Below are 26671 nucleotides of genomic sequence, written 5' to 3' on the forward strand. Positions count from 1 at the left end.
TTCTATTCAGTTCCAGACATCGCGGCCGCGATGAGCTGCCGGGTGTAGGGCTGCACCGGCGCGTTCAGCACCTGCGCCACATCGCCCTGCTCCACCACCTGGCCGTCTTTCATCACCAGCACACGATGCGCCATGGCGTGGATCACCTCGATGTCGTGCGTGATCAGCAGGTAGCTCAGGCCATGTTCGCGCTGCAGGCGCTGCAGCAGGCCCAGCACCTGCTTCTGGATCGTCACGTCGAGCGCGCTGGTGGGCTCGTCGAGCACCAGCAACTGCGGCTGCACCGCCAGCGCGCGCGCAATGGCCAGGCGCTGGCGCTGCCCGCCGGAGAACTCATGCGGGTAGCGCTGCAGCAGGGCCGGAAAGCGCTCCTCGGTCAGCCCCACCTCGGCCAGCACCTGCTGCACGCGCGCACGGTGCGCGGCGGCGCCCTGCTGCGGCGCATGCACGCGCAGGCCCTCGCCCACGATCTCTGCCACCGTGCGGCGCGGCGACAGCGACGAGAACGGGTCCTGGAACACCACCTGCACCACACGGCGCAGCGCGCGATCCTGCCGGCCCGAGCCGCCCCAGGCCTGGCCGGCGATGCGCAGATCGCCTTCGAAGCGCAGCAGGCCCAGCACCGCCATGGCCAGGGTGGACTTGCCCGAGCCCGATTCGCCCACCACGCCCAGCGTTTCGCCGCGGGCGATCTGCAAATCAGCCCCCTGCACCGCCACGAAGGCGTCGCGGCCGAACCAGCCGCGCAGGCCCGGCCGCGGCACCGGGTAGCTCACGCGCACGGCCTGGCCTTGCAGCAGCGGCCCATCGGCACTGCTGGCTTGCGGCACTGGCGGCACATCGCGCGCCGGCCGGCTGTCGATGAGCTTGCGCGTGTAAGGGTGCTGCGGATTGCCGAAGACTTCGGCCACCGCCCCCTGCTCCACCAGTTGGCCCTGTTCCATCACGGCTACGCGGTCGGCAAAGCGGCGCACCAGGTTCAGGTCGTGGGTGATCAGCAGCACCGCCATGCCATGGCTGCGCTGCAGCCGCTCCAGCAGCTCCAGAATCTGCACGCGCAAGGTCACGTCCAGCGCGGTGGTGGGCTCGTCGGCCAACAGCAGGCGCGGCTGGCAGGCCAGGGCCATCGCGATCATCGCGCGCTGACGCTGGCCGCCCGAGAGTTGATGCGCATAGGCGCGCGCGCGCCGCGCGGGCTCGGGCACGCCGGTGTCGGCCAGCAGCTGCACGGCCTTGGCGTGGGCCTCGCGGGCCGGCAGGCCTTCGTGCAGCTGCAGCACTTCGGCGATCTGCTCGCCCACCGGATACAGCGGGTTCAGCGCCGTCATCGGCTCCTGGAAGATCATGGCCACTTCGCGCCCGCGGACGCCGCGCATCTCGCGCTCGGGCAACTGCAGCAGATCACGCGCGGGCGCACCGGGCTGCGCAGCGGCCAGTCGCGCCTGGCCGCTCAATTGCGCATCAGGCACCAGCCGCAGCAGGCTCAGCGCGGTGATGGTCTTGCCCGAGCCCGATTCGCCCACCAGCGCCAGCTTCTCGCCTGGGGCGATGTCCAGGTCGATGCCATGCACCACGGGCTTGCCGCCGAAGGCCACGCGCAGGTCGCGCACCGACAGCAGCGCGCTCACTGGGGTGCCCTCGGGCGGCCAGGCGGCGCTCATGCCTGCACCTTCCGCGGATCGAGCGCATCGCGCAGCGCGTCGCCCATGAAGGTGAGCAGGGTCAGCGTCAGCACCAGCACGCCGAAGGTGGACAGCGAGATCCACCAGGCGTCGATGCTGGACTTGCCCTGGTTCAGCAGTTCGCCCAGCGAGGGCGTGCCCGGCGGCACGCCCAGGCCCAGGAAGTCCAGCGAGGCCAGCGCGAGGATGGCCGCGCTGATGCGAAAGGGCAGAAAGGTGACCACGGGCACCATGCTGTTGGGCAGGATGTGGCGCCACATGATCGCCACGTTGCCCACGCCCAGCGCGCGCGCCGCACGGACGTAGTCCATCTGGCGATTGCGCAGGAACTCGGCCCGCACGTAGTCGGCCAGCCCGATCCAGCCGAACAGGCTCAGGATGATCAGCAGCAGCGCCACGCTGGGCGCGAAGATGGCGCTGAAGATGATCAGCAAATAAAGCTCGGGCATGGCGCCCCAGATCTCGATGGCGCGCTGCATCAGCAGGTCGGTCTTGCCGGCGAAGTAGCCCTGGATGGCGCCCGCCACGATGCCCAGCCCGGTGCCGATGGCCGCGAGCGCCAGGCCGAAGAGCACGCTCACGCGAAAGCCATAAATCAGTTGTGCGAGCAGATCGCGCCCGCGGTCGTCGGTGCCCAGCCAGTTCTGGCGCGACGGCGGGCCAGGCGCCGGATCCTTCGCGAAATAGTTGATGGTGTGCGCGCCATAGCGGTTGGGCGCGTAGATGGCCCAGTTGCCCTCCTGCGCCAGGCGCTGCTGGATGAAAGGGTCCAGGTAGTCGGTGGGCGTGTCGAAGTCGCCGCCGAAGACCGTCTCCGGGTAGTCGCGCACGATGGGGAAATAGGTCTGCCCTTCATAGCGCACGATCAATGGCCGGTCGTTGGACAGCAGCTCGGCACACAGGCTCAGCAGCACCAGCGCGCTGAAGATCAGCAGGCTCCAGTAGCCCAGGCGGTTGCGCCTGAAGCGCTGCCAGGCGCGCCGGCCCGGTGATTGCGCACGCGCCGCGGGCAATGCGGGGGACTCAGTCGAACTTGACACGGGGATCGACCCAGACGTAACAGAGATCGCTGACGAGCTTGGTCACAAGCCCGATCAGCGTGAAGAAGTAAAGCGTGCCCAACACCACGGGGTAGTCGCGGCGGATCACGCTCTCGTAGCTCAGAAGCCCCAGGCCATCGAGCGAGAACAGGGTCTCGATGAGCAGCGAGCCTGTGAAGAAGGCGCCGATGAAGGCCGCCGGAAAGCCCGTGACGATGGGGATCAGCGCGTTGCGGAACACATGCTTCCACAGCACCTGTTTTTCCTTGAGCCCCTTGGCCCGCGCCACCAGCACATACTGCTTGCGGATCTCTTCGAGAAAGGCGTTCTTGGTCAGCATGGCCGTGACGGCAAAGCTGCCCAGCACCATGGCCGTGACCGGCAGGGTGATGTGCCAGAGGTAGTCGGCGATGCGCGCGCCCCAACCCAGTTCGTCCCAGTTGGCGGAGGTGAGCCCGCGCAGCGGGAACCACTGCAGTTGCCCGCCGAAGATCACCAGCAGCGCCACCCCCAGCACGAAGCCGGGGATGGCATAGCCCACCAGCACCAGCACCGAAGTCCAGACGTCGAAGCGCGTGCCCGCGCGCACCGCCTTGGCCACGCCCAGCGGCACGGCAATCGCGTAGCTGATGAAGAAGGTCCACAGACCCAGGCTCAGCGAGACGGGGAGCTTTTCGACGATCAGGGCCCACACGCTCTTGTTCTGGAAGAAGCTCTGGCCGAGATCGAAGCGCGCAAACTGCCCCAGCATCTGCACCAGGCGCTCCATCGGCGGCTTGTCGAAGCCGTAGAGGGCCTTGATTTCTTCAAGCCGGCGCGGATCCACGCCCTGCCCGCCCCGGTACACGCCCCCGCCCGAATCGGCGCCCGCGCCGATGGCCGTGCGCGCCTCGATCAGGTACTGCTCCACTGGCCCGCCAGGCACGAACTGGATGATGCCGAAGGTGATGACCACCACCCCCAGCAACGTGGGGATCATCAACAGCAGCCGACGCAGGATGTACGCGCCCATGGTTCAGTAGTCTCGCTTCGGCATCAAGGCGATCCACCCGGCTTGCCGCGGCCGGCCCACCACGTGAACATGGCCCACTGCTCGGCCAGCGCATAGGGCGGCATGGGGCTCTTGTGCTCGGTACGCCAGGCGTTGTAGACCAGGCGATGGCCGCTCAGCGTCCATTGGGGGATCAGGTAGTGGCTATGCATGATCACGCGGTCCAGCGCGTGGCAGGCGGGCAGCAGCTCGTCCTTGCTCGTGGCCCGCAGGATGCGTGCCAGCAGGTCGTCGACCGCCGGGCTCTTGACGCCGGGGAAGTTGCTCGAGCCTTCGGTGCCTGCGGCCTTGCTGCCGAAATATTCCAGCATCTCCTGCCCCGGGTTGTGCGTGCCCTGGAAGTTGATGGTGATGACGTCGAAGTCGAACTGGTCCATGCGCTGCTGGTACAGCGCGAAGTCCACCGACTGGAAGTTCAATCGCACGCCCAGCTTCTGCAGATTGCGCATCCAGGGCGAGACGGTGCGGATGCCGCCTTCCCGGCTGTCCAGATAGGTCAGTTCCATGGGCTGACCCTGCGCGTTGCGCAGCGCACCGTCGCGGTAGGTCCAGCCGGCCTGGCTCAGCAGCTCGCGCGCCTGGCGCAGGTTGTCGCGCAAAGAACGGCCTTCGCCTTCGGTGGTGGGCGGCTGGTACATGGGTCCGAACACCGCATCCGGCACCTTGCCGCTCCAGGGCGCCAGCAAAGCCTGTTCGGCCTCGGAAGGCAGGCCCGTGGCCTCGCACTGGGTGTTGCCAAAGAGGTCTTTCACACGCGGATAGCCGCGGTAGAAGAGCTGGCGGTTCATCCACTCGTAGTCCAGCGCCAGACCCAGCGCCTCGCGCACGCGCGCATCCTGCAACTGCGGCCGCCGCGTGTTGAGCACGTAGCTCTGGTAGCCGGCCGGGTGCTTGTGCGCGAACTCCTTCTTGACCAGCTCGCCGCTGTCGAAGCGCCGGCCGTTCACGCGCCGCGCCCAATCGCCGGCCGAATAGAAGCTCATGAAGTCGAATTCGCCGGCCTTCAGCGCCTCCAGCCGCGCCGTGCTGTCCTTGTAGATCTTCACGGTGATGCGCTCGAAGTTGGCGGCACCCTTGCGGACATTGAGCTCGCGCCCCCAGTAGTTGGGGTCGCGCACATAGGTGATGTCACGCCCGAAGCGCACCGGCCCGATGCGGTAGGGGCCGCTCACGATGGGCGTGTCCGTGACGATCTGGTCGAAGGGCTTGGGCTTGCCATCCTTGGCGCCCCAGTGGCGGCTGAAGACGGGCAGCGAGCCCACGGTCAGCGGCAGCTCGCGGTTAGGCTGCTTGAATCGAAAGCGCACCGTGCGCCGGTCCAGCACCTGCGCGTCCTCCACCTCATGCAGCAGGGTGGCGTACTGGGGCATCGCCAGGGGGCCGCGCAGCGTGTCGAAACTGTGCTTTACGTCTGTGGCTTCCACCGGGCTGCCGTCATGGAAGCGCGCCTGGGGCCGCAGCTTGAAGATCACGCTCTTGCGGTCGGGCGCCACCTCCACATCCTCGGCCAGCAGGCCATAGCCCGAGGCCGTCTCATCCATCGGCGTGACCAGCAGGGTCTCGAACATCAGGTCAGCCAGATAGGCCGGCGGCGAGCCCTTGAGCGTGAACGGGTTGTACTTGTCGAAGGTGGAGTAGCGCAGGTTGCTGACCAGTCGCAGCTCACCGCCTTTGGGCGCGGCGGGATTGACGTAGTCGAAGGCCGTGAACCCCTCGGGATACTTCAGGTCGTCCCACAGCGCATAGCCATGTGCAGCCTGGGCCTGGATGCCGGCTCCACCCACAACGGTGACGAGTGCGGCCAGGGCCACGGTGCAAAGTCGCATGCGAGAATTCTGCCCCAGACTTTCCACGCCATACATTGAAGGATATTCCCATGGGTTTTCTCGCCGGCAAGAAGCTGCTGATCACCGGGGTGCTGAGCAACCGTTCCATCGCCTACGGCATCGCCAAGGCCTGCCGGCAGCAGGGTGCCGAACTGGCGTTCACCTACGTCGGTGAGCGCTTCAAGGACCGCATCACCGAGTTCGCGGCCGAGTTCGACTCCAAGCTGGTCTTCGACTGCGACGTGGGCGATGACGCGCAGATCGAGCGCCTGTTTGCCGACCTGTCGCAGACCTGGCCGCAGTTCGACGGCTTCGTGCATGCCATCGGTTTCGCCCCGCGCGAAGCCATCGCCGGCAATTTCTTCGACGGCCTCTCGCGCGAGAACTTCCGCATCGCGCACGACATCAGCGCCTACAGCTTCCCGGGCATGGCCAAGGCGGCCCTGCCCTTCCTGAGCGACAAGGCCTCGCTGCTGACGCTGAGCTACCTGGGCGCGCTGCGCAGTATCCCCAACTACAACACCATGGGCCTGGCCAAGGCCAGCCTGGAAGCCAGCGTGCGCTACATGGCCGAAGCGCTCGGCAGCAAGGGCATCCGCGTCAACGGCATCAGCGCCGGCCCGATCAAGACGCTGGCCGCCAGCGGCATCAAGGACTTCGGCAAGCTGCTGGGCTACGTGGCCAGCGCTTCGCCGCTGCGCCGCAACGTCACCATCGAGGACGTGGGCAATGTCGCCGCCTTCATGCTCAGCGATCTGGCTGCCGGCGTGACGGCCGAGATCACCTATGTGGACGGCGGCTTCAGCCAGACCGCAGGGCTGTCCGCCGACATGGTGGGCTGACATCGCTGCGCGCGACAGGGCGGGCCATGCCTTGACCTTGACCCGCAGGCACCCGATGGCTCCGTCGCGGCGCGCGCTTCTTCTTGCGGCGCTGGGTGGCGCAGCCGGCTTTGCAGTCCTGTGCGCCAGGGCCGAAGCTCCCGCGCTGCAGCTGGCCCAGGTCTACCGGCCCGGCATGCCACTGGCCGGCTGGTGGGTCAGCGAGAAGTACGACGGCATGCGCGCGCGCTGGGACGGGCAGCAGCTGTGGTCGCGCGGCGGGCAGCGCATTGCCGCGCCGGCCTGGTTCACCTCAGGCTGGCCCACGCAGCCGATGGATGGCGAGCTGTGGGCCGGGCGCGGCCGCTTCGAATTCACGGTGTCCACCGTGCGCCGCCAGCAGCCGCACGACAAGGACTGGCGCGACATCCGTTTCATGGTCTTCGACCTGCCCGATCAGCCCGGCACCTTCGACGAACGCCTGGCCGCGCTCAGGCGGCTGCTGCCACTGCCCGCCGCACCGTGGTTGCTGCCCGTGGCGCAGCAGCGCGCCAGCACGCACGATCAGCTGATGGGCCTGCTGGACAAGACCGTCAAGCTGGGGGGTGAAGGCCTGATGCTGCATCGCGGCGCCTCGCTCTACCGCGCCGAACGCAACGAGGATCTGCTCAAGCTCAAGCCGCACGAGGACGCAGAGGCCGTGGTGGTCGCGCATGTGCCGGGGCGCGGCAAGCACACCGGACGCCTGGGCGCGCTGGATGTGCGCATGCCCGACGGCAAACGCTTTCGCCTGGGCAGCGGCTTCAGCGACGCGCAGCGCCGCCATCCGCCGCCCGTGGGCGCCACCGTGACCTACCGGCACGACGGCTTCAACGCTTCGGGGCTGCCGCGCTTTGCGCGCTTCGTGCGCGAGCGTCGGGATCTGTGAGCCAGCCGCCCGCTCCTGCGCCCGCCGAACCGCCGCCGCCCCGGCCCACGGTGGCGCGCGGGCTGCAGCGCGTGCTGCTGCAGGTGCTGGCCGTGCTCGCCCTGGTGCTGGCGGGGCTGGGCGTTGTGCTGCCGGGCCTGCCGACCACACCCTTCGTGCTGCTGGCGGCCTGGGCCGCGGCCCGCAGTTCGCCACGGCTGGCGGCCTGGCTGGAGCGGCACCAGCTCTTCGGCCCGATGATCCGCGACTGGCAGGCCGGTGGACGCGTGAGCCGCCGCGCCAAATGGAGCGCCACGCTGGCCATGCTGGCCTGCGCAGCGATCATGTGGTGGCTCAGCCCACGCTGGGGCGCCTGGCTGGGCAGCGCCACGATGGCGCTCGTGGGCGTGTGGCTCTGGCTGCGGCCCGAGCCGGGGCGCTGACGCCCCGGGCCCCTGCGCCGCCGCACGGGCTCAGGCCTTCACGCAGTCTGCGTAATAGCGCTTGACGCCTGCGTCATCGACCCGTCCCACCAGGCCGTGGATGTCGGTCTCGAAGCCCGGGCACTCCAGGTTGAACTGGCGCGCGAACTTCAGGTAGTCCACGATCTTCTTGTTGAAGACCTCGCCCGGGATCAGCAGCGGAATGCCCGGCGGGTACGGCGTGATCAGGCTGGTGGTGATGCGGCCTTCCAGCTGGTCGATTTCCACGCGCTCGGTCTTGCGGTGCGCGATGTGCGCGAAGGCATCGCTGGGCGTCATCGCCGGCTCCAGGTCCGACAGGTACATCTCGGTGGTCAGGCGGGCCACGTCGTACTTGGCATACAGCTCGTGCACGCGCTGGCACAGGTCGCGCAGGCCCATGCGTTCGTACACCGGATGCTTCTGGCAGAACTCGGGCAGCACGCGCCACAGCGGCTGGTTGCGCGCGTAGTCGTCCTTGAACTGCTGCAGCGCCGTCAGCAGCGAGTTCCAGCGGCCCTTGGTGATGCCGATGGTGAACATGATGAAGAAGCTGTACAGGCCCGTCTTCTCGACGATCACGCCATGCTCGGCCAGGAACTTGGTGACGATGCTGGCCGGGATGCCCACTTCAGCGAACTTGCCGTCCAGGTCCAGGCCAGGCGTGACCACGGTGGACTTGATCGGGTCCAGCATGTTGAAGCCGTCAGCCAGGTTGCCGAAGCCGTGCCAGCTGCCCGCGCCATGGCCGTCCTTGCCGTTGGCGTCGGCCTTGATGATCCAGTCGTCGGCGCGGCCGATGCCTTCATCGACCAGCTCGTCGGGGCCCCAGACCTTGAACCACCATTCGTCGGCGCCGAACTCCTCCTCCACCTTGCGCATGGCGCGGCGGAAGTCCAGCGCCTCGAGGATGCTCTCCTCCACCAGCGCGGTGCCGCCGGGCGGCTCCATCATGGCCGCGGCCACGTCGCAGCTGGCGATGATGGCGTACTGCGGGCTGGTCGAGGTGTGCATCAGGTAGGCCTCGTTGAACAGCTCGCGGTCCAGCTGGCGGTTCTGCGAATCCTGAACCAGCACATGGCTGGCCTGGCTGATGCCGGCCAGCAGCTTGTGCGTGGACTGGGTCGAGAACACCAGCGACTCCTTCGGCCGCGCACGCTTGCGACCCATGGCGTGGTAGGGGCCGTAGAAGGGGTGGAAGGCCGCATGCGGCAGCCAGGCCTCGTCGAAGTGCAGCGTGTCGACGTAGCCGTCGAGCATCGTCTTGATGGTCTCGGTGTTGTAGACCACGCCGTCGTAGGTGGACTGCGTCAGCGTCAGGATGCGCGGCTTCACGGTGTCGGCATCGATGTGCTTGAGCAGCGGGTTGGCGCGGATCTTGGCCTTGATGGCCTCGGGCTCGAACTCGCTCTTGGGGATCGGGCCGATGATGCCGAAGTGGTTGCGCGTGGGCTTCATGAACACGGGGATCGCGCCGGTCATGATGATCGCGTGCAGATTGGACTTGTGGCAGTTGCGGTCCACCACCACCACGTCGCCCGGCGCCACCGTGTGGTGCCACACCATCTTGTTGCTGGTGCTGGTGCCGTTGGTGACGAAGAAGCAATGGTCGGCATTGAAGATGCGCGCCGCATTGCGCTCGCTGGCGGCCACCGGGCCCGTGTGGTCCAGCAGCTGGCCCAGTTCTTCCACCGCGTTGCAGACGTCGGCGCGCAGCATGTTCTCGCCGAAGAACTGGTGGAACATCTGGCCGATGGGGCTCTTGAGGAAGGCCACGCCGCCCGAGTGCCCCGGGCAGTGCCACGAATAGGAGCCGTCTTCCGCGTAGTCGATCAGCGCCTTGAAGAACGGCGGCTGCACGCCCTCGAGGTAGCTCTTGGCCTCGCGGATGATGTGGCGCGCCACGAACTCGGGCGTGTCCTCGAACATGTGGATGAAGCCGTGCAGCTCGCGCAGGATGTCGTTGGGCAGGTGCCGGCTGGTCTTGGTCTCGCCGTAGATGTAGATCGGCACATCGGGGTTCTTGCGCCGCACCTCGCCGATGAAGCTGCGCAGGTTGTGCACGGCCGGCTCCACTTCGCCAGGGTCGGTCTCGACGCTGAACTCCTCGTCATCGATGGACAGGATGAAGGCGCTGGCCCGGCTTTGCTGCTGCGCGAACTGCGACAGATCGCCGTAGCTGGTCACGCCCAGCACCTCGAAACCTTCCGTCTCGATGGCCTGCGCCAGGGCACGGATGCCCAGACCCGAGGTGTTCTCGGAGCGGAAATCCTCGTCGATGATGACGATGGGAAAGCGGAACTTCATGGGCAGGGACTCCGGTTCGCGAGGGTGCAGACAAAGGCGCGAAGTGTAAGGACTGCAGGTGACGATTCTTGGACACTTTCTTCAGTCGCGCGCAAGAACGCATGATTCCCGGGTTACACTAGCGGGCTCACCTGGAGCGGTGGATGAGTGGTTTAAGTCGCACGCCTGGAAAGCGTGTGTGGGTTAATAGCCCACCGCGGGTTCGAATCCCGCCTGCTCCGCCAGGACACTGAAATCAAGCCGAGGCCAACCTCGCTGATTCACCAAAAAATCCAAGGCGCATTGTCGACATCGACAATGCGCCTTTTTCGTTGGGGCCACGCAAGGCGGCCCCGAGCGCCATGCGCCATCGCATGAGCCGACAGTGACTGCCGCCCCACTCGCCCGGCTGTTGCCCGGTGGCGACAGAAGCCATGGCCGCTGCTGCTTGCAGACCAAGTCGCGCCCGCAACAAGAATGCTTTGGACTACAGCAAACGCGCTTCAGTTGGGTGCTGCCCTCGGGACAAAGGGCCGGACCGGGGCTCAAATGCAAAAAAATCTTTGCCCGCGGCTTCACACCCCTTCCGGACGACGAATCAACTGACACAATCCGTTGCATTGCTCTGCGCGCCCAGCCGTGACAGAGTGCGAGCTTTGGTCTGCTTAATCCATATTCTTCTTGAGCCGCGGGCTCAATTGACTTGACATCCTTGACGACTCCCGTTGCGAAGGGTTGGCGGCACTGGCACCAGCGCCTGTGCCGGCTCGCCCTGTTGGCGATGCTCCTGCCCGCCGTGTTGTCGCCCGCATGGTCGCAGGAGCCCTCATCGCTGCGGCTGCGGGTGGTGGGGGGGCTTGCCGGCGTCAACCAGTACAAGCTCGAGGAGCGCTTCTGGGCCAGCGATCTGGCACGGCTGAGCCAGGGGCGCTACAGCGCGAGCATCGTGCCCTTCAACAAGGCCGGCGTTCCGGGCACCGAGATGCTCAACCTCATGAAGCTGGGCGTGATCCCGATGGGGACGGCCCTGCTGAGCCAGGTGTCCACGGACGAGCCGGACTTCGCGGCCCCTGATCTCGCGGGGCTCAACCCCGACATGGCAACGCTCCGACGGGTGGTCAGCGCCTATCGCCCGACATTGAGCGATGAGCTGGAGCGCCGGTTCAACATCCAGCTTCTGGCCGTCTATGTCTACCCGGCGCAGATGATCTTCTGCCGCAATGCCCTGCAGCAGCTGTCGGACCTGCGCGGCCGGCGCATCCGCGTGTCGGGCCAGAGCCAGGCCGACTTCGTGCATGCGCTCGAAGCCACGCCGGTGACCACCGAGTTCGCCGATATCATCTCCAACATCAGTTCTGCGAGCACGGACTGCGCCATCACCGGCAGCATGTCAGGGCATGTGATCGGCCTGCACCGCTACACCAGTTATCTCTATGCCTTGCCCATCAATTGGGGACTGGGTGTTTTCGGCGTCAACCGCGACGCCTGGAAGGCCATGCCGGCCGACCTGCGCACGCTGGTGCACAACGAGATCCCCAAGCTGGAAGACGCGGTCTGGAAAGAGGCCGAGCGCGAAACCTGGGCCGGCGTGGCCTGCAACTCCGGCGTGGGCGAATGCCCCGGTGGCGCAGCAGGCCGCATGACCGTGGTCAACCCCTCTCCCGCAGACCGGCGCCAGCTGGAAGACATCTTCCGCCAGAAGATCCTGCCGCGCTGGATCCAGCGCTGCGGCGCCAATTGCACGGCGCTGTGGGAGCAGACCATCGGCACGGCCCTGGGCGCACGGCCCGGAGGACGGCCATGACTGCCAAGCGCGCAGCCCGGCATTCGGTGGTCACGGTGTATGTGGTGGCCCTGGCCTTCATCGCCGCCGTGCTGGTCACGGCCACGTTGATGGGCCTGGAGAGCCGCCGCGCGGCACTGGCTGACAACCAGAGCCAGGCCGAGCGCTACTTGGCCGGCGCCGAGGCCGCGCTGAACCGCAGCCTGCTGAGCATCGACATGCTGGTGGCCGGCATGGGAACGCTGCTGCAGGGCTCGACCTCGGCCCAACTGGCGCAGCAGGCGCAGGATCCGCAGCTGACATTGCTGATCCAGCGCGCCGCCAGTCAGAACGTGGGCGTGCGCTACCTGGCCTATCTGGACCCTCAGTTGCGCGTGCTCAACTCCTCGCACCGCCGGGGCGCCGAACTCGACCTCAAGCTGCCCGAGGACTTTGCCCGCCGGCTGTCGCAATCGCCGAACTCGACGCTGGTGGTCAGCGGGCCCGCGACCAGCGCGCTGACCACGCAACGCGTGCTGTTCTTCGGCCGCAAGCAGGGCTTGGCCGACCAGAGCCATGCGCTGGTGGTGGTCGAGGTGGGCATGGATTCGTTCAGCACCATCCTCAATCAGGGCGCGGACATCCGCGGCCTGGAGGTCACGCTCGAAGCCGACAAGGGCCCGCTGCTGACCAGCCTGCCGCCGCGCGACGACCTCGTGGGCAAGGTGATCGAACCGCGGCTTTCCGAGGCCGGCAGCGACGGCGTCGCGCGCGAGCTGCCTGCCCGCCTGAGCGGCGCCACCGGCCTGGTGATGGCCCGCCCCACCCTGCAACGCAACCTCATCATCGCGGCCAGCATCCCGCGCACCTCCATGCTCCAGGAGTGGCGCCGCGAGCGCAATCTGGTGATGGCCGTGGCCGGGGCCTTCGTGGTCATGATCCTGGCCGCCGCGGCCTTCGTGCACCTGCAACTGCGGCGCCAGCAGCGCGACCGGACGGAACTGCTGCGGGCCAAGTCGCAACTGGACCAGGCGCTTGAATCCATGGTCGACGGCTTCGTGCTGCTGGACGCGCAGAACAAGGTGCTGGCCTGGAACAACCGCTTCGTGGATCTGTTCCCCTGGACGCGCGCCGTCATCGGCGTGGGCGTGCCTTTCCGCGAGCTGCTCGACCTGACCTTCAAGGAACTCAAGGAAGGCGGTGTGGCCGTCGCGCAGGAAGACGACTGGCTGGCCATGTCGCCCGCCGACCTGGCGCAGTCGCGGGCCGAACACGACCTGACCCTGCCGGGCGGCCAGAGCATTCACCTGGTGCGCAGCCCCACGCCGGACGGCGGCACCGTCTGCGTCTTCCAGGACATCACGGAAAAGCGCCAGAACCTGGCCGACATCGTGCACGGCAAAGCGCAGCTGCAGGCCACGCTCGACGCCCTGCCCGACCAGATGCTCGAAGTGGGGCTGGACGGCCATTGCTTCCTGTCCCACATTCCGCGCCACGCCATCTCGGCCCTGCAGCTGGCGCAGCCGCTGGGGCGCACGCTGACCGAACTGCTGCCCGCCGAAGCGGCCAACGAGGTGATGGCGGCCGTGCGCGATGCCTACATCTCGGGGCATTCCCGGGGCCGCCAGTTCGAGCGCCGTGCGGCGCAAGGCACCAGCTGGTTCGAGATCTCGGTGTCGCGCAAGCCCGTGGGCGAAGGCGCGGATGCGCGCTTCATCGTGATCCTGCGCAACATCAGCGAAGCCAAGTCGGCCACGCGCGAGATCGAGCATCTGGCCTTCTACGACACCCTCACCACCCTGCCCAACCGGCGCCTGCTGCTGCACCGGCTGCAGGTGTGCATCGACAACAACGCGCGCCATTCGCGCCAGGGCGCCCTGCTGTTCCTGGACCTGGACGACTTCAAGCGCGTGAACGACGCCTACGGCCAGACCGTGGGCGACGAGATGCTGCGCCAGGTGGCGCTGCGCCTGCAGCAGGTGGTGGGCGAAAAGGGCACGCTGGCCCGGCTGGCCGGCGACGAGTTCGTGATCATGCTGGAGAACCTCAGCCATGACCACGCGCTGGCGCTGGTGCAGACCCGCGCCGTGGCCGACCACGTGCTCAGCCGCATCGCCGAGCCCTTCACGCTCACGCGCGCCACCCACCACAGCACCTGCAGCATCGGCGCCTGCCTGTTCGGCGGCGAGCAGCGCTCGCTGGAAGACCTGCTCAAGCAGGCTGACATTGCGATGTACTACGCCAAGGATGCGGGCGGCAACGAGGTGCGCTTCTTCGAGCCGGCCATGAAGACCACGGTCACGGCCCGCGCGACGCTGGACAGCGAGCTGCACGAAGCGCTCAAGCACAACCAGTTCGTGCTCCATTACCAGCCCCAGGTCAACGGCCAGGGCCAGGTGGTGGGTGCCGAGGCCCTGATCCGCTGGCAACACCCGGTGCGCGGGCTGCTGCCGCCCGCGGGCTTCATCGAAGTGGCCGAGCAGACCGGCCTGATCGTGCCCATCGGCCTGTGGGCACTCGAGGAAGCCTGTAGGCAGTTGGACCGCTGGAGCCGCGACGCGCGCTACGCCGACCTGATCCTGTCGGTCAACGTGAGTGCGCGCCAGTTCCGCCGCCACGACTTCGCCGAGGAAGTGCGCAACGTGCTGATCCGTACGGGCGCAAATCCCACGCGGCTGAAGCTCGAACTGACCGAAAGCCTGCTGCACGACAAGGTCAACGAGACCATCAGCAAGATGAAGTCGCTCGCGGCCATCGGCATCCAGTTCTCGATGGACGACTTCGGCACCGGCTTCTCGTCGCTGTCGTACATGGCGCAGTTGCCGCTGAACCAGTTGAAGATCGACAAGTTCTTCGTGCACTGCATCGGCATCAACGCCAAGGTCGAGCTGATCATCCAGACCATCATCGGCATGGCCCGCAACCTCGATCTGGAAGTCGTGGCCGAAGGCGTGGAAACCGGCGCCCAGCTGGCCTTCCTGCAGACCCACGGCTGCAACCTGTGCCAGGGCTACCTGTTCGGCAAGCCCATGACGCTGCCTCACTTCGAGGCCCAATTCGAACGGCGCCTGGCCAGCATCCGGTGAAGCGATTGGCGCGCCAGCTCGGGCCGCAACGGGCGCTGCGGTGGCTGCTCGCCTTTGTGCTGGCCCTGCTGGGCCAGGCCGCCCTGAGCCAGGCGCCGCAGGCGCGACCGGTGCTGCTGCAGCAGGCCGCGGCCGAGGGCCTGCGGCTGGCGCCGTCGATGCAGTACCTCGAGGACGACTCGCGCAGCCTGAGCCTGGCCGACATCCTCGGCCCCGAGCAGCAGTCGCGCCTGCGCTTCGTGGATGCCTCGCTGGTGGGCCAGGAGGCGGACCGGGTGCTGTGGTTCAAGCTGACGCTGCAGCTGAGCCGGCCCGAGGACGTGGGCCGGGAATGGGTGCTGGTGGTGCCCACCGTGTCCACCCACGACCTGCAGTTCTACGGCCCCTTCGACAGTCAGCAGCGTGCCACCGCCGAGCCCGTCACCACCGGCATGCGCCATGCCTGGCGCACGCGCCCGCTCTCTTCGGAACAGATGGCCTGGCGCTTCAGGCTGACCGACATGCAGCCGCACACGGTCTACTTCCGCGTCGAATCCACCTTCGCGCGCATCTACGACGTGCGCCTGTGGGACCCGGTGGACTATCTGCAGCACACGCAGGACAAGCGCATGTTCGACGGCGTGAGCTACGGGCTGCTGATGGGCCTGATGGTGTTCGGGCTGATCCTGCTGCTGGTCTTTGGCGAGCGGCTGTACCTGTACTACCTGCTGTCGTGCGTGTGGGCGCTGGTGGCCATCGCGGGCTTCAACGGGCATGTGCTGCGCTACCCCTTCGCCGACCTGCCGGCGGCTGCCGGCGTGGCCTACACCATCGCGCCGGCGCTGTGGGTGATTTGCAAGCTGCAGTTCGGCCGCCACCTGCTGCAACTGCGCCATTACTCGCCCTGGCTCGACCTGGTGGTGCGCGGCATCCTGGTGGCGCTGGCGCTGGCCACCTTGTATGCGCTGTGGGGCCGGCATCCGCTGCTGATGTTCAGGCTGGTGCAACTGTCGGTGGTGGCCTCCACCCTCGTGCTGCTGGTCGGCGCCCTCTTTGCCCTGCGCCGGCGCTACTGGCCGGCCGTGCTGTACTGCGTGGGCGTGGCCCTGCTGCTGGCAGGCATCTCGGCCATCATCGTGGCCAGCTGGGGCTGGCTGGCCTGGACGCCCAGCCAGATGAACGTCACCCAGGCCGCGCTGGTGGGCGAGCTGGTGGTGTTCGCCGTGGCCATGGCCTCGCGGCTCAAGCTGGTGCTGCGCTCGGAGCAGGCGCTCATCCAGCGCACGCAGCAACTGGTCGAGGCGCTGGGCACCGACGCGCTGACCGGGGCGGCCAGCCGTTCAGGCCTGCAGAGCACGGCCCAGCGCTGGCTGGAGCAGCAACGGCCCTTCGCCTTGCTGGCACTCGATCTGGACGGCTTCAAGGCCGTCAATGACCGGCACGGCCATGCGGCAGGCGATGCCGTGCTGATGACGCTGGTCAGCCGCGTGAAGGCACAACTGGGGCCCGAGGATCTGGTGGCGCGCCTGGGCGGCGACGAATTCGCCGTGATGATCAGCGGCGAGCGGCCCGACCACGCGCTGGCTTCGCTGGCCACGCAGCTGATCAACGCGGCGCGCGAACCCATCGACTACGAGGGCCGCGCCCTCAAGGTGGGCCTGAGCATGGGCATCGCCCGCTACCCGATGGACGGCGCGGACCTGGGCACGCTGCTGCGCACGGCCGACGCTGCCATGTACCGCAGCAAGCAGCAGGACGGCGGCCCTGCCTATCGCTTCGCCAACCCCGGCATGGGCGGCGAAACGGCCTACGCGCCCCTGCGTTCATCCCCTCAGACGCCGGGCGCCTGATCAGGCGGGGCCGGCAGCCTTTGGCGCGGCCGTATCGCATGGGTGCTGATGGCCCGGGCAGTGATGGACAGGCGCGACACCGCGAAGCCAAGGCCCCACGCCGCCTCGCCCGCGTGCCGGCCCATGCCGACTGTCGTTACGGCGTCACGTTACGCCCCCGCGTAACGTCCTCAGGCACTGAGGCCTAAAGGTTTCATTTCCAACAACGGTGCTGCACCGCAGGAAATGCCAAGAAACACTGCATTGACAATTACTTAGCGCGATTTAACAGTCTGTGGCGCTGTGTGGGCCAGAGGCGGCACGCATGTTGCCATTTGTCAGGCGTTCTCAGTTCACTCACACACAACGCCATGACCGACTCCACCATTGCCTCCAGCTCCGTGGTCGCTGCCGCACCGGCCAGCCTCTCCTCTGCTTCTGTGATTCCGGTGGCGCAAGCTGCCGTCACGCCGCTCGGCGCCGCACCGGCGGCAGTGGGCACCTTGTCCCAGGCCACGCCTGGCGTCGTGATCGTGCGCGGCGGCACGCGCATTGCGGCCGAGGGCATGCAGAACCTGATGCCGGGTGACCGCGTGCTGGTCCCCGATGGCGGCCAGGCCGCCGTGAGCTTCGCCGGCGGCGAAGCCAACAAGGCGCCGCTCAACGGCGTGCTGACCGGCGGCACCGACGCCACCATTTCCACCACCCGGCTGCCCGGCGGCCTGGAGCAGGTCGACGTGGACCTGGCCGCCGGCGACCTGGTGGTCACCCCCGAGGGCGCCGCCGCCGATGCCGCGGCCCTGGCCGTGAAGAAGACCCTGGCGGCAGGCGCCGGCATGGGCCTGGCCGACTTTGCCCTGGGCGCATTGGGCGGCGCCGTGCTGGGCGCCGCTGCCGGCGGCGGTGATGACAGCAGCGCACCGCTGTTCATTCCGGTGCCGACGGATGACTCGGATGCCGATGCTGACGCCGATGCAGACGCTGATGCTGATGCAGACGCCGATGCCGATGCCGATGCCGATGCCGATGCCGATGCAGACGCTGATGCCGATGCTGACGCTGATGCCGATGCCGATGCCGATGCCGATGCCGATGCCGATGCCGATGCCGATGCCGATGCCGATGCCGATGCAGACGCTGATGCCGATGCTGACGCTGATGCCGATGCCGATGCCGATGCCGATGCCGATGCTGACGCTGACGCTGATGCCGATGCCGATGCCGATGCCGATGCCGATGCCGATGCCGATGCCGATGCCGATGCCGATGCCGATGCCGATGCCGATGCCGATGCCGATGCCGATGCTGACGCCGATGCCGATGCCGATGCTGACGCCGATGCCGATGCCGATGCCGATGCCGATGCCGATGCCGATGCCGATGCCGATGCCGATGCCGATGCCGATGCCGATGCTGACGCTGACGCCGATGCCGATGCCGATGCAGACGCCGATGCAGACGCCGATGCCGACGGCCTGCTCGACCCCACCGATGGTGTGACCGACACGGCGACCGACTCGCTCTCTGATCTGCTGGGTCTGGGCGATACGCTGACGCCCGTGGATGGCGTGGTCGACGGACTGACCGACACGCTCAACAACGTTCTCGCACCGCTGGTGGGTGGCGAGTTCACCCCCAACGACCCCAACAGCCTGGATTCCGTCGACAACTTCGTGGGCAACATCGGCACCGGTCTGGGCAGCAGCCTGGGCCCCACGCTGGACGGCCTGCTGGGTGAAGGCGCCACCGACGCCGTGCTGGGCGGCGTGGGCCGGCAGGTGGACTACGCCACCGATGCCGTGGTCAACCTGCTCGACAACCTCACCGACAGCTCCAACCCGCTGGGCCAGGCCCTCGACGGGCTGGGCCTGGGCGGCCTGGGCGAGCAACTGCTGGGCAACGAAAGTCCGGTGGCCGAACTGCTGGAAGGCCTGCTGGGTGAAGAAGGCCTGGTCGGCGGCCTGGTGACGCCTGACGGCGCAGTGGGCAGCCTGCTGGCGCCCGAAGGCGCGGTGGGCCAACTGCTGGGCGAAGACGGCCCCTTGGGCGGCCTGCTGGCAGAAGACGGCGCCGTGGGTGGCGTGGTCGGCTCGCTGCTGGGTGAAAACGGCGCGGTCAGCGGCCTGCTGGGCGATCTGCTCGGCGGCGGCGCCTCTCCCGGCGAAGGCGACAACCTGCTGGCGCCGACCAGCGAACTGGTCAACGGCCTGCCCGACGTGGTGGACCAGCTCCCGCTGGTGGGCGAACTCGGCCTGGGCGACACGCTGGCCCCGGTGGGCCAGCTTGTGGATGGACTGACCGACACCGTCAGCAACGTGCTGGCACCAGTGCTGGGCGGCGAGTTCCAGGCCAACAACCCGAACGCACTCGACGGCGCGGACGAACTGGTGGGCTCCGTCACCGACACGGTGGGCGGTCTGCTGTCGCCGGTCACGGACTCCCTGCTGGGCGAAGGCGTGCTGGACGGCGTGCTGGGCCTCGTGGACACCCAGGTCGACTACCTGACCGATGGCGTCTCCCACCTGGTGGGCAGCCTGGTGGGCGCCGAGACGCTGGACGGCCTGCTGGGTGAAGACGGCCTGCTGGGCGGCCTGCTTGGCGAAGACGGCGTGATCGGCGGCCTGCTGGGCGGCGATCTGCTCGGCGGTGACCTGCTGGGCGGCGTGCTGGGTGAAGACGGTCTGGTCGGCGGCCTGCTCGGCGGCGATCTGCTCGGCGGCGACCTGCTGGGCGGTGTGCTGGGCGAAGACGGTCTGGTCGGCGGCCTGCTCGGCGGTGACCTCCTGGGTGGCGACCTCCTGGGCGGCGTGCTCGGCGAGGACGGTCTGGTCGGCGGCCTGCTGGGTGGCGACCTGCTCGGCGGCGACCTCCTGGGCGGTGTGCTGGGCGAGGACGGTCTGGTCGGCGGCTTGCTCGGCGGTGACCTCCTGGGTGGCGACCTGCTGGGCGGCGTGCTGGGCGAAGACGGCCTGGTTGGCGGCCTGCTCGGCGGTGACCTCCTGGGTGGCGACCTCCTGGGTGGCGTGCTTGGCGAAGACGGCCTGGTTGGCGGCCTGCTCGGCGGTGACCTCCTGGGTGGCGACCTGTTGGGCGGTGTGCTCGGCGAGGACGGCCTGGTTGGCGGCCTGCTCGGCGGTGACCTCCTGGGTGGCGACCTCTTGGGCGGTGTGCTGGGCGAGGACGGCCTGGTTGGTGGCCTGCTCGGCGGTGACCTCCTGGGTGGCGACCTGCTGGGTGGCGTGCTGGGCGAGGACGGCCTGGTTGGTGGCCTGCTCGGCGGTGACCTCCTGGGTGGCGACCTGCTGGGCGGCGTTGTCGGCGAAGACGGCCTGGTCAGCAATGTGCTCGACACCGTGGTTGGCGAAGACGGTCTGGTCGGCGGCCTGCTGGGTGGCGACCTGCTCGGCGGCGACCTGCTGGGTGGCGTGCTGGGCGAAGACGGTCTGGTTGGTGGCCTGCTGGGCGGTGACCTCCTGGGTGGCGACCTCCTGGGCGGCGTTGTCGGCGAAGACGGCTTGGTCAGTAACGTGCTCGACACCGTGGTTGGCGAAGACGGTCTGGTTGGCGGCCTGCTCGGCGGCGATCTGCTGGGTGGCGACCTGCTCGGCGGCGACCTCCTGGGTGGCGTCGTCGGCGAAGACGGCCTCGTGAGCAACGTGCTCGACACGGTGGCTGGCGAAGACGGCCTGCTCGGCGGCGACCTGCTGGGTGGCGACCTCCTGGGTGGCGTCGTCGGCGAAGACGGCCTCGTGAGCAACGTGCTCGACACGGTGCTTGGCGAGGACGGTCTGGTCGGCGAGCTGCTGGGCTCGACGCCGGTGCAGGACGACCTGGTGGGCAGCCTGCTGGGCGAGGACGGCCTGGTCGGCAATGTGCTCGACACGGTGGTCGGCGAAGACGGCCTGGTCGGCGGCTTGCTGGGCGGCGACCTGCTCGGCGGCGGCGACCTGCTGGGCGGCGTGCTGGGCGAAGAAGGCCTGGTCGGCGGCCTGCTGGGCGACGACGGCCTGGTCGGCGGCCTGCTGGCCCCCATCAGCAGCACCGACGGCGGCGCTGCCGGCGTGGGCAGTGCGCTGGCCCCGGTCAAGAACCTGCTGGGCGGCCTGCTGGGCTGATGAGGTGAAGGTGGCCCGCTGCCGCGGGCCACTTCCGCCCCTCTTCCACTCAAGGGATTCAAACCATGAAGAACATCACATCGCTGCGCCGCGGCAGCCTCGCTGCCAGCCTGGCTGCGCTGGCCGTGCTGGTCGGCTGCGCCGCCCCCAAGGACGGCCGCGACGACACCACCTACTACTACCAATCGCGCCAGTCGCCCTCGGCCGTGGCGCCCGTGGTGGCACAGCCTGCACCGGCACCGGCCGACCGTGGCCCGGCCGGCGTGGCGCGCATCGTCTATTTCGATTTCGACAAGTACGACGTCAAGCCCCAGTACCTCAGCGTGGTGCAGGCCCATGCCGACTACCTGCGCACGCGCCCGCAGGCGCAGGTGCGGCTGGAAGGCCACACCGACAACCGCGGCGGCGCTGAATACAACGTCGCGCTGGGCCAGCGCCGGGCCGAGGCCGTGAACCGGCTCATCAGCACCGGCGGCGCGCGCGCCGGGCAGACCGAACCCATGAGCTGGGGCAAGGAAAAGCCGGCGTCCATGGAGCAGACCGAAGCCGGGCACCAGCTCAATCGACGCGTCGAATTCGTCTACCGCTGACCCGCGCCACCGCCTCGCCCAGGAGTCCCCCGATGGCCGAAGTCTTCACCTTTTTCCCCACCCCGCAGCCGGCCGCGCCGCGGGCGCCCGCGCAGCCTGCAGCCCCGGTCAGCCTGACTGACCAGCTGCTGGCCTGCCGCGCGCAGGTGGCGAGCCAGTGCCGGGCCCTGGGCGCGCCCTACCCGGCCTTCACCCTGGTGTTCTCGGTCAGCGACGGCACGCAGCGCGCGCACGTGTTGCATGTGTGCGCCGGCAGCTTCGACAGCGCCTGGCGCAGCGGTGCAGAGCAGACGCTGGCGCTGGTCAAGAAGCACAAGCTGCAGGCGCCCTGGCTGCGCGTGGACTGGGTCGAAGAGGCCGTGCCCATGCGCTGGAGCGACTTCGAAGCACAGCTCGATGGCGTCAAGCGCAACTACTTCCGGCTCGGCCTGGCACTGGACGCGGAGTTCGGCCGCGTGCTGACCGAGCAGGAGCTCAATGCCAACGCCATGCTGTATGGCGGGCCGCAGCAGACGCAGGCCAGCTTCAACCGCAACAACTTCGAGATCTACCTCTGGCGCCGCTTCGCGCATGAACCCACGGCCGACTTCGATGCCTCGCGCGTGGTCCATCTGCTGGGCATGCGCGGCGTGTTCTGCCAGAACGACGGCGTGGTGCACCTGCTGGGCGGGCCCGGTCCCGACGCAGGGCGCCGCATCCTGCCGGCCCTGACGCCCGAAAGCACCGCCACCCTGGTCAACGGCGCCGCCGCCTACCTGGCGGGGCAGGTGCAAAAGAGCGGCCAGTTCGTGTACGGGCACTTCCCCTGCTTCGACCGCCGCGTGGGCAGCTACAACACGCTGCGCCATGCCAGCACGCTGTACGCGATGCTGGAAGCCTGGGAATTCAACCCGGACGCCACGCTGATGGCCGCCATCGAGCGCGGCATCACCCACCTGTGCCACAAGCTGATCCGCGACTACACGCTGCCCGACGGCACGCAGGTGGCCTTCCTGGTCGATGTGGCCGACGAGATCAAGCTCGGCGGCAACGCCGTGTGCCTGCTGGCGCTGGTGAAGTACACCGAGCTCACGCAACATCGCGGCTGGCTGCCGCTGCTGGAGAAGCTGGCACTGGGCATGGCCTTCATGCAGGACACGCGCACCGGCCGCTTCAGCCATGTGCTGGACGCGCGCGACCTGTCGCTCAAGCAGGCCGTGCGCACCGTCTACTACGACGGCGAGGCCGCCTTCGGCCTGATGCGCCTGTATGGGCTGACGCGCGATGCGCGCTGGCTGGCCATGGTCGAGTTGGCCTTCGAGCACTTCATCGCCAACGACCACTGGCAGGCCCATGACCACTGGCTGAGCTACTGCGTCAACGAACTCACGCGCTGGCGCCCGCTGGAGAAGTACTTCCGCTTCGGCGTGCAGAACGTGGCCGACTACCTGGACTTCGTGCTCGAGCGCAAGACCACCTTCCCCACGCTGCTGGAGCTGATGGTGGCCGCGCACCACATGCTGCAGCGGCTGGCGACGATGCCCGAGCTGCGCCATCTGCTCGACGGGCTGGACATGGCCAAGTTCCAACGGGCCATGGACCATCGCGCGAACTACCTGCTCAATGGCCACTTCTTCCCCGAGGTGGCGATGTACTTCCGCAGGCCGCGCAGCGTGCTCGGCGCCTTCTACATCCGCCACCACTCCTTCCGGGTGCGCATCGACGACGTGGAGCACTACCTGTCGGGCCTGATCGGCTATCACGCCGTGCTGCTGGCGCGCGAAGCCGCACCGGCAGCCACGGGCAAGACCCGCGTGCGCGACGCCGCCAGCCAGGTGGTGCGCCCTTCGCGGGCAGCCCTGGTGCCCCGCGACGAACCTTTGCCAGAGCCCTGGAGCGCGCCGGTGTTGCCTGCGCACACCAACTGGGGCCATCTGGGCACCGTGCATTAAGCACAACGACTTAAGCGGGAAAACAGGACGAGACATAACTGTTACCGCTAGATAACATTTGGACCTTGCCGCCTGCGTTCGCGAGGTCTCGTCATGCTCAAGTACCTGTTACCCACCCAACTCGTGACGCCCGCGGACTCGGCGGCGGATGTCAGTCCCCACGGCCGCACGCTGGAGCGCGCCTTCGGCGCGGCCTATCCGCTGATCCGGCGCGCAGCCTGGTGGTCCATCCCCATCAGCCTGTCGGGCCTGCTGCCGTCCATCTTCCTGCTGCAGGTCTACGACCGCGTCATCTACCGCAACGCCACCTCCACCCTGTGGGCGCTGGTCAGCGGCATCCTGTGCTTCCTGGCCATCGAGTTCTGGCTGCGCTCGCGCCGCTCGCGCCTGCTGCGCGACGCCGGCGCCACCATCGACCACGAGGTCTCCAACGCGCTGCTGCATTCGATGCTGGAGCGCCCGCTGCGCGCGCTGGAGCAGCGGGCCGCCTCGGCCTGGTTCCTGCTGTTTCGCGACGTGGGCGCGGTGCGCGGCACGCTCACGGGCGGCCTGGCGCAGTCGCTGTTCGATCTGCCCATGGCCCTGTTCGCGCTGGGCGTGATCGCGATCGTGGCCTGGCCCGTGCTGCCGGTGGTGGTGGCCTTCCTGGGCGTGATGTCCTTCCTGGCCTGGTGGTGGGCCGACGAGGTGCGCGCCGGCCGCGTGGAAGAAGCGCAGCGCAGCCGCAGCCTGGAGCGCATGACCGCCGAGATCTGCAATGCGCGCGAGACGCTCAAGACGCAGGCCAACGACGGCCCCAGCATCGAGCGCTGGCGCGAAAGCTACACGCACTGGCTGGCCGAGAGCTTCCGCAAGAACGGCGAGATCGAGCGCGCGCGCGACGGCACCACCGTGCTGCTGACCATCTTCTCCACCGTGGTCATCACCGTGGGCGCGGTGGCCGTGATGCAGCAGTGGATGACCGTGGGCGGCCTGATCGCTTCCAACATGCTGGCCATCAAGGCGCTGCAGCCGGTGGCCGGCCTGGTGTCGAACTGGCGCGCGCTGGCCATTGCCGCCGAGGCCGCCAAGCGGCTGGAGAACGTGCTGGCCGAGCCGGTGGAAAAGCCCAAGCAGGACATCGCCCTGCCCCAGCCGCCGGGCCTGGTCACGCTGGAGGAGCTGAGCTTCTCCTTCCACGAAGCGCTGCCGCCGGTGCTGCAGAACGTGAACCTGCGCATCGGCGTGGGCGGGCTGCATGCCATCGTCGGGCGCAACGGCGCCGGCAAGTCCACGCTGGTCAAGCTGCTGGCGGGCCTGTACACGCCCACGCGCGGCAGCGTGCAGATCGGCGAGTACGACCTCGCGCAGTTCGGCCGCAGCGACCTGGCCGGCTGGATCAGCTACCTGCCGCAGGAGGCCTACTGGTTCGCGGGCGAGCTGATGGACAGCCTGCGCCGCAATGCGCCGGGCCACAGCGACGAGCAGATCATCGGCGCCTGCCGCCTGTCGGGTGCGCATGAGTTCATCTCGCGCCTGCCCGGCGGCTATGCCACGCAGGTGGGCGAAGGCGGCACCGGCCTCTCGGTGGGCGAGCGGCGCAAGCTCGCGCTGGCGCTGGCCTTCCTGCGCAACCCCTCGGTGCTGATCCTGGACGAGCCCAGCAACGACCTGGACTTCCAGAGCGAGCGCCAGTTGCTCAGCACCTTGCTGGCCGTGGCCCGCAAGCGCACCGTGATCGTGGTCACCCATTCGCTGCGCATCGTCTCGGCCGCCACGCAGGTCTATCACGTCAACGGCAAGGGCGACGTGGAGCAAGGCAGCGCGACGCTGATGGTGCCGCGCCTGTTCGGCGTGCGCAGCGCCGCCACCCTGAACACCGCCGCAGACGAAGAAGCCGCGATCCATGCCGACGTCGAACAGGCCGAGCGCGTGGTGGCGGCCCGTGCCGCCTGAGGCGAAGCGAGTCATCATGAAGAACGATCTCCCACAGATCCTGCAGCAGCTGCAAGACCAGCAGGGGCAGCCGCCGCCTCCCGCTCCCGGGGGCTCCGGCGCACCCTCGCCGCGCCGCAGGCGCTGGCTGCTGGGCGCCGTGGTGGGTGCGCTGGCACTGGTGGCACTGGGCTTTCCGATGGAAAGCGTGGTGGTGGCCACGGGCCGCGTCATCCCGTCCGACCGCGTCAAGTCCATCCAGCATCTGGAAGGCGGCATCGTGCGATCGGTGATGGTGCGCGAAGGCCAGCCCGTGCGCCAGGGCGCGCCGCTGGTCGAGATCGACCTGGGCGGCAGCAGCCTGAACCTGGAAGAACTCACGGCACGCCATGCGGCCCAGCAGGCCACCCGCGTGCGCCTGCGGGCCGAAAGCCTGGGCCAGCCGCTCTCGTCCGGCCAGTTCGAGACCGGCACCGACGAAGCGGTGGTGCGCGGCGAAATGGGCGCCTACGAGGCGCGCGCGCTGGAGCAGCGCGGCGTGATGGCCGGCACCGTCGCGGGCCTGGAGCAGGCGCGCGGCCGCCAGATGGAGCAGCACGCCAAGATCAGCGGCCTGACCGAGCGCCTGGCCCTGATGCAGACGGAACTGAAGATCTCCGAGCAATTGCTGAGCGAAAAGCTGATCGGCCAGATGGAAGTGCTGGAAAAGCGCCGCCAGGCCGAAGGCGTGCGGGCCGAGCTGGCCGTGGCGCGCCAGGGCCTGGTCTCGGCCACCGCGGCCATCGGCGAGGCCCAGGCCAAGATGGCCGAGGCCGAGGGGCGCTTTCGCCGCCGTGCCTCGGACGAACTGGCGGCGCTGGAGCGCCAGCTCGCCAGCCTGAACGAGGACCTGGCGCGCGCGCGCACGCAGCGCTCGCGCACCGTGGTCACCGCGCCTTCGGACGGCATCGTCAAGGGCCTGCGCAGCGCCAGCCCGGGCTGGGTGGTCAAGCCCGGCGAAGCCATCATGGAAGTGGTGCCGGTGGAAGACGAGATCCTGGTCGAGGCCCGCCTGAGCCCCAACGACCGCGGCTTCGTGCACGTGGGCCAGAAGGCGCGCGTGAAGGTCACGGCCTACGACTTCCTGCGCTACGGCACCGTGGACGGCAAGGTGATGCTGGTGGCGGCGGACGCAGACCGCGACACCACGCTGCCCACCGCGCCGCCCTACTACCGGCTGCTGGTCAACACCGCCCAGGCGCACGTGGGCCGTCCCGAAAACCGCATCACCGCCGGCATGGAAGCCGAGGTGGACCTGATCGTGGGCACCGACCCCTTCATCTGGTATTTGCTGCGCCCGGTTCTGAAGACCCAGCGCGAAGCCTTCCGCGAGCCATGACCCACAAGCGCCG

Annotated in this window: 16 protein-coding genes and 1 tRNA gene; 12 read left to right on the forward strand and 5 right to left on the reverse strand. The window is 68.4% G+C overall.

All coding sequences use genetic code 11. The features are described 5' to 3' along the window. Positions 1-2: 2 nt before the first annotated feature. The 4 genes from PGB34_RS17415 to PGB34_RS17430 are packed head-to-tail and all read right to left on the reverse strand — an operon-like array spanning position 3 to position 5599. Complete coding sequence (locus tag PGB34_RS17415) at positions 3-1661, reverse strand: ABC transporter ATP-binding protein (RefSeq protein WP_271429358.1); 1659 nt, start codon at positions 1659-1661, stop codon at positions 3-5. Continuing rightward, complete coding sequence (locus PGB34_RS17420; RefSeq protein WP_271429359.1) at positions 1658-2722, reverse strand: ABC transporter permease; 1065 nt, start codon at positions 2720-2722, stop codon at positions 1658-1660. The genes PGB34_RS17415 and PGB34_RS17420 overlap by 4 nt, the downstream gene beginning before the upstream one ends. After that, the gene (locus PGB34_RS17425) at positions 2706-3734 is read right to left on the reverse strand and encodes a microcin C ABC transporter permease YejB (RefSeq protein WP_271429360.1); all 1029 of its coding nucleotides are present in this window, start codon (positions 3732-3734) and stop codon (positions 2706-2708) included. Before PGB34_RS17425 ends, PGB34_RS17420 begins: the two co-directional genes overlap by 17 nt. A gap of 23 nt (positions 3735-3757) precedes the next feature. Next, the gene (locus PGB34_RS17430; protein WP_271429361.1) at positions 3758-5599 is read right to left on the reverse strand and encodes an extracellular solute-binding protein; all 1842 of its coding nucleotides are present in this window, start codon (positions 5597-5599) and stop codon (positions 3758-3760) included. 50 nt (positions 5600-5649) lie between these two features. Between PGB34_RS17430 and fabI the strand changes: the two genes are divergently transcribed. The 3 genes from fabI to PGB34_RS17445 are packed head-to-tail and all read left to right on the forward strand — an operon-like array spanning position 5650 to position 7770. Further along, on the forward strand, positions 5650-6441 hold the full coding sequence (gene fabI, locus PGB34_RS17435) for an enoyl-ACP reductase FabI (RefSeq protein ID WP_271429362.1): 792 nt from the start codon (positions 5650-5652) through the stop codon (positions 6439-6441). Between the two features lie 55 nt (positions 6442-6496). After that, positions 6497-7348: a DNA ligase gene (locus tag PGB34_RS17440; RefSeq protein WP_271429363.1), complete on the forward strand. Its 852-nt coding sequence runs from the start codon at positions 6497-6499 to the stop codon at positions 7346-7348. Beyond that, entirely contained in the window at positions 7345-7770 is a 426-nt protein-coding gene (locus tag PGB34_RS17445) for a YbaN family protein (protein ID WP_271429364.1), read from the forward strand. The genes PGB34_RS17440 and PGB34_RS17445 overlap by 4 nt, the downstream gene beginning before the upstream one ends. 30 nt (positions 7771-7800) lie before the next feature. Here the strand turns inward: PGB34_RS17445 and PGB34_RS17450 are convergent, their stop codons facing one another. Continuing rightward, on the reverse strand, positions 7801-10095 hold the full coding sequence (locus PGB34_RS17450) for an arginine/lysine/ornithine decarboxylase (RefSeq protein WP_271429365.1): 2295 nt from the start codon (positions 10093-10095) through the stop codon (positions 7801-7803). Positions 10096-10228: 133 nt separating this feature from the next. On the opposite strand from PGB34_RS17450, the gene PGB34_RS17455 reads away from it, so the two are divergent. The 9 genes from PGB34_RS17455 to PGB34_RS17495 all read left to right on the forward strand — a co-directional run bounded on the left by PGB34_RS17455 (position 10229) and on the right by PGB34_RS17495 (position 26658). After that, positions 10229-10319: transfer RNA gene (locus PGB34_RS17455), tRNA-Ser, on the forward strand. Between the two features lie 536 nt (positions 10320-10855). Then, positions 10856-11878: a TRAP transporter substrate-binding protein gene (locus PGB34_RS17460; RefSeq protein WP_271429366.1), complete on the forward strand. Its 1023-nt coding sequence runs from the start codon at positions 10856-10858 to the stop codon at positions 11876-11878. Further along, complete coding sequence (locus PGB34_RS17465; RefSeq protein WP_271429367.1) at positions 11875-14922, forward strand: bifunctional diguanylate cyclase/phosphodiesterase; 3048 nt, start codon at positions 11875-11877, stop codon at positions 14920-14922. The genes PGB34_RS17460 and PGB34_RS17465 overlap by 4 nt, the downstream gene beginning before the upstream one ends. Continuing rightward, positions 14919-16751 carry a diguanylate cyclase gene (locus PGB34_RS17470; protein WP_271429368.1) on the forward strand — a complete coding sequence of 611 codons (1833 nt, stop codon included), beginning with the start codon at positions 14919-14921 and terminating at the stop codon, positions 16749-16751. Before PGB34_RS17465 ends, PGB34_RS17470 begins: the two co-directional genes overlap by 4 nt. Before the next feature lie 350 nt (positions 16752-17101). Beyond that, complete coding sequence (locus PGB34_RS17475; RefSeq protein ID WP_271429369.1) at positions 17102-20845, forward strand: hypothetical protein; 3744 nt, start codon at positions 17102-17104, stop codon at positions 20843-20845. A 65-nt stretch (positions 20846-20910) separates the two neighbouring features. Continuing rightward, entirely contained in the window at positions 20911-21435 is a 525-nt protein-coding gene (locus tag PGB34_RS17480; RefSeq protein ID WP_271429370.1) for an OmpA family protein, read from the forward strand. 32 nt (positions 21436-21467) lie between these two features. Further along, on the forward strand, positions 21468-23366 hold the full coding sequence (locus tag PGB34_RS17485) for a hypothetical protein (RefSeq protein WP_271429371.1): 1899 nt from the start codon (positions 21468-21470) through the stop codon (positions 23364-23366). Between the two features lie 93 nt (positions 23367-23459). After that, positions 23460-25301 carry a peptidase domain-containing ABC transporter gene (locus tag PGB34_RS17490; protein ID WP_271429372.1) on the forward strand — a complete coding sequence of 614 codons (1842 nt, stop codon included), beginning with the start codon at positions 23460-23462 and terminating at the stop codon, positions 25299-25301. Positions 25302-25317: 16 nt separating this feature from the next. Next, positions 25318-26658 (forward strand): HlyD family type I secretion periplasmic adaptor subunit, encoded by a 1341-nt coding sequence (locus PGB34_RS17495; RefSeq protein ID WP_271429373.1) that lies wholly within the window; start codon positions 25318-25320, stop codon positions 26656-26658. The last annotated feature ends 13 nt before the right edge of the window (positions 26659-26671 follow it).

This window comes from Xenophilus arseniciresistens (genome assembly GCF_028023875.1).
Lineage (GTDB): Bacteria > Pseudomonadota > Gammaproteobacteria > Burkholderiales > Burkholderiaceae_C > Xenophilus > Xenophilus arseniciresistens.